General features: G+C 68.6%; 4 protein-coding genes. 1 reads left to right on the forward strand and 3 read right to left on the reverse strand.

Annotated features, from left to right (window positions below; translation table 11 throughout):
- Positions 1 to 13: 13 nt before the first annotated feature.
- On the reverse strand, positions 14 to 2,359 hold the full coding sequence (locus tag C1927_RS08580; RefSeq protein WP_108746448.1) for a TonB-dependent receptor: 2,346 nt from the start codon (positions 2,357 to 2,359) through the stop codon (positions 14 to 16).
- A 91-nt stretch (positions 2,360 to 2,450) separates the two neighbouring features.
- On the opposite strand from C1927_RS08580, the gene C1927_RS08585 reads away from it, so the two are divergent.
- Entirely contained in the window at positions 2,451 to 7,136 is a 4,686-nt protein-coding gene (locus C1927_RS08585; protein WP_108746449.1) for an ATP-dependent helicase, read from the forward strand.
- Between the two features lie 146 nt (positions 7,137 to 7,282).
- Here the strand turns inward: C1927_RS08585 and C1927_RS08590 are convergent, their stop codons facing one another.
- Complete coding sequence (locus C1927_RS08590; RefSeq protein WP_108746450.1) at positions 7,283 to 9,394, reverse strand: phospholipase C, phosphocholine-specific; 2,112 nt, start codon at positions 9,392 to 9,394, stop codon at positions 7,283 to 7,285.
- A 7-nt stretch (positions 9,395 to 9,401) separates the two neighbouring features.
- Positions 9,402 to 11,780 (reverse strand): TonB-dependent receptor, encoded by a 2,379-nt coding sequence (locus tag C1927_RS08595; protein ID WP_108746451.1) that lies wholly within the window; start codon positions 11,778 to 11,780, stop codon positions 9,402 to 9,404.
- Between the last annotated feature and the right edge of the window lie 181 nt (positions 11,781 to 11,961).

Here is an 11,961-nt window from a genome sequence, read left to right on the forward strand (position 1 = left end):
GAAAAGAAACAGCTCAGAGCCGCACGGTCACGCCCACCTGGAAGCCACGCCCCGGCAGCGGCGCGATGTACTTCAGCGGCGAGTTGTGCGGGCGCGCCTCCTCGTTGAGCAGGTTGCTGCCGTTGATGAAGACCTCCATGCCCGCGACAGCGGTCGTGCGCAGCGGAATCTCGCGGCTCAGCTGCAGGTCGACCAGGTTGAACGCATCCAGCGGCACTTCTTCGCTGACGTTGCGGCCCAGGTACTTCTGCGTGTCGTAGTAGGTGCTCGACAGCTGCGCCTTCCAGCCTTCACGCTGCCATTGCAGGCTCGCGCCATAGCGGTTGGTCGGCATGTTGGGCAGATACTCGCCGTCGTTGTGGGCACGCAGTGCGTCGGGATGGTCGGCCTTGTTCTTCACCAGGTCGGCAAAGGCGGACATCTCCAGGCTGCCGAAGCGGCCGAGTGCCACCGACTGCGAGGCATCGATCTCGAAGCCCTTCACCGTGGTATCGGTCTGCTTCCAGTACTTCAGCGGCAGGCGGTTGGCCGTCTGTAGGCCGGAGTAGCCCAGGTACAGGTAGTTCTCGTAGCGCATCCGGTAGGCGGTGGCGGTGAGCTGGAAGCCGCCCAGGTGGAACACGCCGGCCAGCTCCAGGTTCTTCGCGCGTTCCGGTTCCAGGTTCTGGTTGCCTTCTTCCTGGGTCATCACCGAGTAGTGCGCGTTGCTGGCGTACAGCTCGTTGATCTCCGGCGCGCGCTGCGAGGAGGAATAGCGCAGCTTGGCGGCGAACAGCGGGCCGAGTTCAACGTAGGAGCCGATGCTGTAGCTGTTGAGCCGGAAGTCGCGGTCCTGCAGCGTGGTGTTGGCGGAATTGCGCGCGGTCTTGAAGCTGCTGGGCCGCAGCGTGTGGTCCACGCGTTCGTGGCGCACGCCCGCGTCGAACGAGGCCCAGTCGAAGTCCAGCGTTTCCTTCAGGAACACCGCCTGGGTGCGGGTGTCGACGTTTGGCAGGTAGCGGTGCGGACCGCTGCCGGTGAGGTCGCGTGACTGCTGGCTGAGGCCGAGCAGGCCGCTCAGCGGGCCCACGCGGCGGTGGGCCAGCAGCAGTTCGGCCTGGCTGCTTTCGAAGTCGTAATCGTTGGCCTTGCGGGCACCCAGGCGTTCGCCGGAGGTGTTGTCCAGCTGCGAGACGCGCAGCTCGGCGCGTTCGATGCCCGGCACCGGATCGCGCAGCAGGGCTTCCAGTGCATAGCGCTCCTGCTTGATGACCACGCCCACCGGCAGGCCATCGGCGTAGTTGGCGCCGAAGGACAGGTTCTGCATCGAGAAGCCGGGTACGCCGTACTCGCTGTCCTTGGCGTCGATGCTGATGCCCACGTAACCGCGGTCGAAGAACAGGGTCGAGCCGAGCGCCACCTGCGAGCTGCGCGAGTAGCTGTTGCCGAGGCGATGGTGGTAATCCGGGGTGACGTCGTTGTTGATCCGCTTCTGCACATAGGACGGCGTGCCGGCGACATAGTCCGGATTGGCCGGATTGACGTAGGTCTGGCGCTGCCAGACCGAGGTCGGGTTGCTGGTGTAGAAGGAGAACTCGCCATCGGCCCAGTCCGGGTTCTCGGTCATGAACTGGTCGATGTAGGGTTGCGATGCCTTGTTGTAGACCTGCTGTACCCGCGCCTCTTTCTGGCAGGCGTCGGCCAGTGCCGAGTTGACCCCGCCGGCGGCCGGGAACAGCTGCGTATTGCACGCGGCCGCCTTGCTGTTGCCGGGGATGTCGTAGTGCGAGATGCGCTGCCGCGAGACCTGCAGGTTGGTGGAGACGTTGCGCTGGTTGTTGAAGTTCATGCGGAAGCCCTGCGCATCGGCGGCGTTGAAGCCCTTGCGCAGCACCAGTTCCATCGACTGGTCCTTGTCTTCCATCGTGCGCGAAATCAGCCCGGAATCGACCTCGACGCTGCCGCCGATGGCATTGCCGCCATGGCGCACGGTATCGGAGGACTTGTTGACGGTGACGCTGCGCACGAACAGCGGGTCAAACGGAATGTTGATGTCGCCGCTGATTGCGTTCATGCCCAGGATCGACTGGCCGTCCTGCAGGATCTGCACGCGGCTGCCGCTGAGGCTGCGGATGACCGGGGCACCGGCGTTGGGCCCGAAGGCGCTGCTCTGCACGCCGGAAACGTGTTCGAGAAGGCCGCCGAGGGTGCGGTTCTGTGCCTGCGGGTTGTCGACGGTGACCCGGCTGTCGATGCGCGAGGGCTGGCTGGCTTCCACCTGCAGGGTGGGCAGGGTAGGCGCGTCCGCCGCCCGGGCGGAATGGAGGGCGACGGACTGAAGGGCGAGGGGGATGGCTGCAGCTAGCAGGTGGCGACGCATGACACGCTCCGTAAAAATGGCGTGAAATGTTATAACGTAACGATACGTAACGACAAACGATTTCTTCGCCGTATCATCGAAGCCATCATCGATGGCGACCGGCCCTGCCTTGGATTCCCTGCAGCACTTCCATCCCGCCACCCGTGACTGGTTCCATTCCGCGTTCGCGGCATCGACGCCGGTGCAGGACCAGGCATGGGCGTCGATCGCCGCAGGCCAGCACACGCTGGTGGTTGCGCCCACCGGGTCGGGAAAGACGCTGGCGGCCTTCCTGCATGCAATCGACCAGGTGTTCGCCGAGCGCGATGGCGACGCACGCCGCGACCCGGCGGCCAGACCCGTGGCACGCACGCGCGTGCTGTACCTGTCGCCGATCAAGGCGCTGGGCAGCGATGTGCAGCGCAACCTGCAGGTGCCGCTGCAGGGCATCAGTGCGCGCCGCAGCGAACGCGGCGACCCGGCCGTTGCCCTGACCGTGGCCATGCGCACCGGCGATACCAGCAGCAGCGAGCGCGCGCGGCTGGTGCGGCGTCCGCCGGACATCCTGATCACAACACCCGAGTCGCTGTACCTGATGCTGACGTCACAGGCGCGGGAGATCCTGCGCGATGTGCATACGGTGATCCTCGATGAGATCCATGCGGTGGCCGGCGGCAAGCGCGGCTCGCACCTGGCCCTGAGCCTGGAGCGGCTCGACGCGCTGCTGCAGGTACCCGCACAGCGCATCGGCCTGTCCGCCACGGTGCGCCCGGTCGAGGGCGTTGCGGCCTTCCTCGGCGGTGACCGCCCGGTGCAGGTGGTGCAGCCGCCTTCACAGCGGCAGCTGCAGCTGAAGATCGTGGTGCCGGTGGAGGACATGACCGACCTGGCCATGCACGGCCCGGCGGAAGGGCGGGGTGCCGGCACACGGGCGGGATCTATCTGGCCGCATGTGGAAGCCAGCATCCTCGACAACGTGATGCGGCATCGCTCCACGATTGTCTTTGCCAATTCGCGCGGCGTGGCGGAACGCCTGACGGCGCGGCTCAACGAGCTGCATGCCGAGCGCGCGGACGCTGGGCACGCGAGCGACACCGACGATGCAGCCGCAACCTCCTACGGCTCATTCACCGGCAGCACGGTGAACCGTGTCACTGCACCCGAGTCAGTGATCGCGCGCTCGCACCATGGCTCGGTGTCCAAGGAGCAGCGCGCCGCGATCGAGCAGGCGCTGAAGTCGGGCGAGCTGCGCTGCGTCGTCGCGACCTCCAGCCTCGAGCTGGGCATCGACATGGGCCTGGTGGATCTGGTCATCCAGGTGGCGGCGCCGCCGTCGGTGTCCAGTGCATTGCAGCGGGTGGGGCGGGCGGGACATCAGGTCGGCGGCATGTCGCGCGGCCTGCTCTACCCGCGGACACGGCGCGACCTGGTCGATGCCGCGGTGGTGGTGGACAGCATGCTGGATGGGCGCATTGAAGCCATCGATCCACCGCGCAACCCGCTGGATGTGCTGGCCCAGCAGACCGTTGCCGCCGTGGCGATGGAGCCACTCGATGTGGAGGCTTGGTTTGCGCGGGTCTGCCGCGCCGCGCCTTACCGCACGCTGCCGCGCAGTGCCTTTGACGCGGTGCTGGACATGCTGGCCGGGCGCTATCCGTCCGACGAATTTGCTGGCTTCCGCCCCCGCCTGGTGTGGGACCGGAAAACGGGCACGCTGACCGCGCGCCCGGGTGCCCGGCAGTTGGCGGTCACCAGTGGCGGCACCATCCCGGACCGCGGCATGTACGCGGTGGTGCTGCCTGAGGGCGAGGAGCAGGCCGGTTCGCGCCGGGTGGGCGAGCTGGACGAGGAGATGGTGCACGAGTCGCGGGTGAACGATGTCATCACCCTCGGCGCCACGTCCTGGCGCATCGACCAGATCACCCTTGACCAGGTCGTGGTGACGCCCGCACCCGGGCGCTCGGCGCGGCTGCCGTTCTGGCGTGGCGAGGGCATCGGTCGTCCGGCCGAGCTGGGACAGGCCACCGGCGCGTTCCTTGCCGAACTGGAGGCCGATCCGGGCGGCGCTGGCGAGCCGTCACCGCCGCTGCTCGCGCGCCTGCGCGAACGTGGCCTGGACGACAGCGCGATCGGCAACATGCTGGCGCTTGTTGCCGAGCAGCAGCAGGCGACCGGCGTGCTGCCGACCGACCTGCGCCTGGTGGTCGAGCGCTGCCGCGACGAACTGGGCGATTGGCGGGTGATGCTGCATTCGCCCTACGGACGCCGCGTGCACGACCCCTGGGCCCTGGCGGTGGCCGCGCGGCTGCGCGAGCAGGTGGGCATCGACCCGGCCGTGGTGGCCAGCGACGACGGCATCATCGTGCGCATGCCTGACCGCAGCGGTACACCGCCAGGCGCAGAACTCTTCCTGTTCGATGCGTCCCACCTGCGCCAGGTCATCAATCGCTCCGTCGCCGGTTCCGCATTGTTTGCCGCCCGTTTCCGTGAGTGCGCCTCGCGTGCGCTGCTGCTGCCGCGGCGCACGCCGGGCAAGCGCTCGCCGCTGTGGCAGCAGCGCCTGCGTGCGGGGCAGTTGCTGGAGATCGCGCGCGGCCACGAGGATTTCCCCATCCTGGTCGAGACCGCGCGCGAATGCCTGCAGGATGTCTACGACCTGGACGCGCTGGATGCGCTGATGCTGCGCGTGCAGGCCGGCCAGGTGCAGGTGGTGGAAGTGGAGACCGCCGTGCCGTCGCCCTTCGCGGCGAACCTGTTGTTCGGCTATGTCGCCGAGTTCATGTACGAGGCCGACGTGCCCCTGGCCGAACGGCGTGCCTCGGTGTTGTCGCTCGACAGTGGCCTGCTCGCCGAGCTGCTTGGCCAGGTCGACCTCGGTGAGCTGCTGGACGATGACGTGGTGGCCACCGTGGCGCGTGAGCTGCAGCGGTTGGATCCGCCCCGCCACGCGCGGGGCAGCGAAGGCGTGGCCGACCTGCTGCGTGAGCTTGGCCCGTTGCCGGCCAGCGACATCGCGCAGCGCATCACCGAACCCACGCAGGCGGCGGCCTGGCTGCAGGCGCTGCACGCCGCTGGCCGCGCCATCCGCGTGACCGTTGCCGGTGTTGAACAGTGGGCAGCGGTGGAAGACGCTGCGCGGCTGCGGGATGCCCTCGGCATCGATCCGCCGGCAGGCATTGCCGAGGTATTCCTGGCACCGGTGCTTGATCCACTCGGTGACCTGCTCGGCCGCCATGCGCGCCACCATGGGCCCTTCAGCAGCGGCAGCGTGGCTGCCCGCTTCGGAGTGGGTGTGGCGGTGGTGGATGACGCGCTGCAGTTGTTGCAGGAGCAGGGCCGGATCATTCGTGGTCGCTTCGGCCTTGATCGCCGCCAGCTTCCCGACAACACCACACCGCCTGCCGCGCGCGCGGACCACGAATGGGTGGCGGCCGATGTGCTGCAGCGGCTGCGGCTGCGCTCGTTGCAGGCCGCCCGCGAGGCAACGCGCCCGGTACCGGTGGAAGCCTATGTCGGCGTGCTGCTGGAAGGGCAGGGCGTATTGCACGAGGCCGCGCCTGATCGTGGCAGCGAGCGCGTGCTGCAGGTGATCGAACAACTGGCGGGGTTGCCACTGCCAGCCTCGCTGTGGGAGCAGCAGGTGCTGCCTGCGCGGGTGCCCGGTTACACGCCTGCGCTGCTGGATGAACTGCTGGCCACCGGTACGGTGCTCTGGGCCGGACACGGCCGGCTGGGCGACGATGACGGATGGGTGTCGCTGCACCTGCGGGAGCATGCGGCCGAAACCCTGCCGCTCATGGACGCGGATGCCAACGCGTCGCCGATGCAGCTGGCGGTCCTGCAGGTGCTGGCCAAAGGCGGTGCGTTCTTCGCGCGCCAACTGGCGATGCAGGTACAGACTCAACTCGCGGATGCAGGCAATGCCGGCGAGGATTTCCAGACGGCGCTGTGGCAGCTGGCCTGGCGCGGTCAGATCAGCAGTGACCTGTGGGCCCCGTTGCGTGCGCTCGACGGCGTGCGCCCGGTTCGGGCGCGCGCGATGCCCGTGTCCCGCCGCCGCCGCGGCTTTGCCTTCGCGCCGCTGGCGGCGGGCAGTGCAGGACTGGAGCTGGCCAGCAGCGCGGGGCCAACGCAGGCCGGACGCTGGTCGCTGCTGCCACAGGAGCGGGCCAGTGACACGTTGCGCGCGCTGGCGCAGACCGAGGCGCTGCTGGACCGCTACACGGTGGTCACCCGCAGCGCGGCGATGAGCGAAGCCGTGGCCGGCGGCTTCCCGGCACTGCGCCCGGTGCTGCGCAGCATGGAAGACGCCGGTCAGTTGCTGCGCGGGCGCTTCGTGGAGGGCATGGGCGGCGCCCAGTTCGCCCAGCGCGAGGATATCGACCGCCTGCGGGCCTGTGCCGAGCGTGCCGGTGGCCCTGGCGGATGGGTTGCACTGTCCGCGCTGGATCCGGCCAGTCCGTTCGGCAGCCTGTTGCCCTGGCCGCAGACGACGGCCGGCGCCAGGCCAGTGCGCCGCGCGGGTGCGCTGGTGGTGATCGGTGGAGGCCGGCTTCAGCTGTATCTGCCGCAGGGGGGCCGCCAGCTGTCCAGTTGGATCGATGAGACGGCCGACGACGTTGCGGCGCGCTGGACGGCGGCGGCGCAGGCGCTGGCAGTCGGCCTGCGGCGCGGCCGGCGCCTGTCCTTCACGCTGCAGCGGATCAATGAGGAGCCGGTCCACCGCGGGCCTGCCGTGGACGCCCTGCGCGCGGCAGGGTTCAGCAATGAGCCGCGCGGGCTGGGCTGGAACGGCTGACGTCGAGCCATGCTCGACTGGCTTTGTAGAGCCGAGCCCACGCTCGGCTGTATTTCGTAGCGTCGAGCCAAGCTCGACTAAGCCGAGCATCGGCTCGGCTCTACAGGACCGCGCAGCCGAGCATCGGCTCGGCTCTACAGAAACCTTCAGCCGTGCTCGAAGCGCAGTGGCTGGCCACCCATCGCCGGGTCGCTGGTGCCGGGACGGCCGTCTTCGGCGCGGCCGGCCAGGCGCAGCTCGCTGTCACCGGCCACCACGTGCAGGTCATACCACCCGCTGGTGGGCGCAGCGTCCCAGGCCAGCGTGGTCTGCGCGCCCGCGGCCAGCATCAGCGTCTGCTCCGGCATGTGCCCGGCGTAGGCTCCGGCGCGCACGCGGATCGATTGCGCGGCGCTGCTTGAATTGCGCAGCTGCAACCGCAGCTGGCCCTCGACCGGGTCCACCTGCGCCTGCAGCACCGGCGCACCGGCAACGCCACGGAAGTGGCGATGGAAGCCGTTGGGGCCGAGCAGCCACAGATCATAGCGACCCTGCGCATCCAGCGCCCAGCGGTCCTGCAGCGGCGCGCCGGGCAGCACCGTATAGCGGCGTGGCAGGGCGGCCAGCTGCAGGCGGTCGTAGACGTGCAGTACGCTGGCGGCACCTTCGCAGGCCAGGTGCAGGGCCACGCCGTCCGCGGCAATCGCCTGCACCTGCGCCTGCGGCCGATACGGCAACGCGCGCGATGGGCGCGTGCCCGCTTCCTGCCGCGCCGCCTGCAGGCCCTCGGGCAGTGCCGGCACGGTGCGGCCCGGCAGGGCCGCTGCGCGCGCGGCGGTGGCGCTCACATCGGGCAGCCCGCGCACGAACGGGCGGGTATCGCGCTGGGCGAAGTCGAAGGCGTTGACCAGGTCGCCACACACGGCGCGGCGCCACGGCGAAATGTCCGGCGCGGCCACGCCGAAGCGGCGTTCGATGAGGCGCAGCACCGAAGTGTGGTCGTACACCTGGGAATCGACCCAGCCGCCACGACTCCATGGCGAAATCACGTACAGCGGCACGCGCGGGCCCAATCCATACGGGCGGCCCCGCAGTCCGGCCTCGTCGTACTTCTCGTCGCCCGGTGCCGGGTGCTGGTGGTACTCGCCCTCGGTGCTCACCGATGAAGCGCCTGCCCAGCCGCCACCGGGCTGTGCCGATGGAGGTGCCGGCGGCGGCACGTGGTCGAAGAAGCCGTCGTTCTCGTCGAACATCAGCAGCAGGGCAGTGCGGCTCCAGACATCCGGATCGGCCGTCAGCGCATCCAGCACGCGTGCGGTGTAGGCCGCGCCCTGCGCAGGGCTGGACGGGCCGGGGTGCTCGCTGCCAGCGGCGTCGGCAATGATGAAGCTGACCTGCGGCAGCCGCCCCTCGATGGCGTCCTGGCGCAGCTGGGCCAGGCCCCGCGTGCTGACCCCGCGCTGGCGCAGCGCGGCATCGTGCCCCGGTGCGGCACTGTAGGCCTGGCGGAAGGTCTCGAAGCCGGCCAGCGGGTTGTCGGTGAAGTTGTCGGCCATGTCCTGGTAGATCTGCCAGGACACGCCCGCCTGCTGCAGGCGCTCGACATAGCTGGCCCAGCGGTACGAATCCGGATGGCCGCCGTGCTCGGGGAAATTGTCATGCGAGTTGGCGATCACCGGCCCGCCGGCGCGGGCGAAGGCATCGTTGTGGCCGGTCCACAGGAACACCCGGTTCGGGTTGGTGCCGGCCTGCATGGCGCAGTGGTACGCGTCGCAGATCGTGAACGCTTCGGCCAGGGCGAACTGGAAGGGCAGGTCGGCACGCTGGAAATAGCCCATTGCGTGGTTCTGCTTGGCCATCGGCCAGTGCCCCATGCGGCCATGGTCCCACGCGCGCTGCGCATCGGGCCAGGTGTGCGGGGTGCCTTCCACGCGCATGTAGCCGAAGTGCGCGGCCGTATCCAGCGGGAACGGCGCGATCGCACGCTGGCCGCTCGCATCGGGCTGCAGCCACAGGCTGCGCGCGCTGTCCCCGCCGGCCAGGGGCGCGGCAGGGGCAACAAAGCGGTCGCCAAAACCACGTACGCCCGGCAGCGTGCCGAAGTAGTGGTCGAACGAGCGATTCTCCTGCATGAACACCACGATGTGCTGCAGGTCCTGCAGGCTGCGCGTCTGCGCGGCCGGGGCGATGGCCGCAGCGCGGGCGATGCTGGGCAGCAGCGGAGCCAGACCGGCGGCGACGCCGGCCTGCAACAACCGGCGTCGGCCGATATCAGTCACGAATGCCTCACAGATCCACGCGGAAGGAAATGCCGACGGTGCGCGGTGCGCCGATGAAGGCGGCGTTGGCACCGTCGACCCCTGCAAGATACCGCTTGTCGGTGAGGTTGCTCACGACCAGGTTGGCACCCATGCCCTTCAGGCGCGGCGACAGGCCCTGCAGATCGAAGCCGATGTTGGCGTTGAAGACGGTGGCCGAGGGCAGCTTGTTGACGTTGGCCGCGTCCAGGTAGCGGGTGCCGAGGTAGCGGCCGGACAGGCCGAAGTTCCAGTTCTCGCCCTGCCAGTCGGCCGAAAGCACCAGGATCTGTTCGGGCTGGCCGATCACCTTGGCGCCATCGACGATGCCCAGCTGGGTGTCACGCGCGGCGTCGCCGCTGCCCAGGTACTTGGAACGGTTGTAGGTGTAGGCCGCGTTGACCCGCCAGCCGTTGTCCCAGCCATAGCCGAACGCGGCTTCCAGGCCGTTGCTTTCCACGCCACCGAAGTTCTCGTAGACGCCATCGGTCTCGCCCAGGTAGTCGATGCCGCTGACGAAGCCGGCCGGCAGGTAGACGATGCGGTTGTCGAACTTGATGTTGTACAGGGTGGCCGAGGCGGTCAGCGGCCAGCGGCTGATGCGCATGCCCACTTCGATGTTGTCGGCCGTTTCCGGTTCGACGTTGCGGAAGCGCTGCGGATCGGTCTCGCCAAGCACGCCGGAAGGAATCGCGGCGAAGTTCTGCGAGAAGCCGGCGAACAGCTCCATGCCTTCCACGCCCGGCGCCCAGGTGAAGCCGGTGGACAGCAGCGGATCGGACTTGGAATCAGACGTGACGTGTTCGCTGGCGCCGATCACGCGGTTGCGCGACTGGTCGACGAAGAACTGCTTTACGCCCACGCGCGCACTGAAGGGGCCAAAGCGGGCCACGTCCTCGACGTAGTACATCTGCTCGTCCACCTTGTACTTGTCCTCGAACTGCACCCAGTACGGCTGGTGGTCGAAGCCGATGTCCTGGCCGACGTTGAGCAGGCGGTGCCAGTCGCGGCGCGCGGAGCGGTCCAGCTTCTCCACCCACAGGCCGCCGCGGATCGAGTTGTCGACGCCGCCGAAAGTCTGCCGCCATTCGACATCGGCGGTCACGCCCATGCGGTCGTTGTCGTAGTGGGTGTGGCGATAGGACTGCGCACCCAGCACGTTGCCGGCGTAGCAGTTGGGATCGTACTCGGCGCTGAAGCCCACGCGCGGGGTGCAGCCGGCAATCGGCTGGGCGCTGCTGCCATCGGGGTTCACGAAGTAGATCTGGCCCAGGTTGCTGCCGCCGTACACGGTGCTGCCGCCCAGGTATTCGGACTGCGGGCGACCGGCGCCATCATTCGTGACATCGGCCAGGTAAGGCGGCAGCCAGTCGCCGCGGCCCTGCATGCGGTGGCCATAGGCGGCCATCGAGGCCTTGAAGCCGTTGCCGGCGTCGAAGGCCGCGCGCAGGTAGCCGAAGGTGTTTTCGCGCAGCGCACGCGAACCCGAACGGTAGTTCTGGTCCAGGTAGGGGATGCCGGTGAGGGTGCCGACCAGGTTGTCGCGGTCGGGGTTGGTGGCGAAACCCTGCGGCGAGACGCTGGTGTATTCCGGCTCGTCGGCATCGTTGTAGGACAGGTAGCCGGTCAGCGTCCAGCGGTCCAGTTCGGTGATGAACTTGCCGGCGATGTGGTCGTTGCTGGTCTTGCCGCTGCCGTCGATCCAGTCGCTCACCCGGGCCGAGGACGCACTGACCCAGGCGCGGGTGTGGCCGCCCAGCAGCCCGGTGTCGTAGCGCACGTAGTACTTGCGCGCATCGTTGTCACCGGCGCCGGCGACGAAACGCAGGCGGCTGTCCTGCAGCGGATCGCTGGTGAGGAAGTTGAGGGTGCCGCCGAGCGCCTCGTTCGAACGCGAGGAGATATCGGCCGTGCCCTGGCTCACTTCCACCGTCTCCAGGTCGAGCGTGTCGATGTAGCGGTTGGCCATCGAGCCGCCACCGTAGCCCGAGCCACCATTGGGCAGGCCATCGATGGTGGTGCCGATCTGCTGCGTGTCGCGGTTGGTGACGAAGCCGCGCATGCTGATCTGCGTGCCCCACACCGATGAACCGGTGGCGTCGGCTTCGCTGACCACCACGCCCGGCACTTCGTTGAGCGCACCATTGACGCTGCTGAGCACGGTCTGTCGGTTCAGCGTTTCGGCGCGCACAGAGGTCTTGGCGTAGCTGGTGGCCTGGCCGATCACCTGCACCTGGTCCAGGGTCCGTGCGTCGGTGCTGTGCGTTTCGGCGGCTTCGCCCTGCGGTGCTTCGGCCAGGGCGTCCAGCGCGGGGGCGATCAGCAGGGCAAGCAGCGAGACTCGGGGAAAACGCGCAATCGTTCGCATCGAAACCGGACCTTGAGTGGGGGAAAGCCCGGGAGTTTCAGCAGCGCGAATGACATCACGGTGACGCGCGAACGCAGGAACGATGGCAATGTGTGGCCCGTCACGGCCATGGGCTATGCTCGGGCCCTTCTCAATGGACGTGAGGTGTGGCGATGCAGGCATGGACGAAGATCTGGCTTGG

The organism is Stenotrophomonas sp. ZAC14D1_NAIMI4_1 (assembly GCF_003086775.1).
Classification (GTDB): domain Bacteria; phylum Pseudomonadota; class Gammaproteobacteria; order Xanthomonadales; family Xanthomonadaceae; genus Stenotrophomonas.

What these genes read in the sequence shown, in the direction of transcription:
- C1927_RS08580 (WP_108746448.1), bottom strand. Translation starts at nt 2,359, where the DNA reads ATGCGTCGCCACCTGCTAGCTGCAGCCATCCCCCTCGCCCTTCAGTCC.
- C1927_RS08585 (WP_108746449.1), top strand. Translation starts at nt 2,451, where the DNA reads ATGGCGACCGGCCCTGCCTTGGATTCCCTGCAGCACTTCCATCCCGCC.
- C1927_RS08595 (WP_108746451.1), bottom strand. Translation starts at nt 11,780, where the DNA reads ATGCGAACGATTGCGCGTTTTCCCCGAGTCTCGCTGCTTGCCCTGCTG.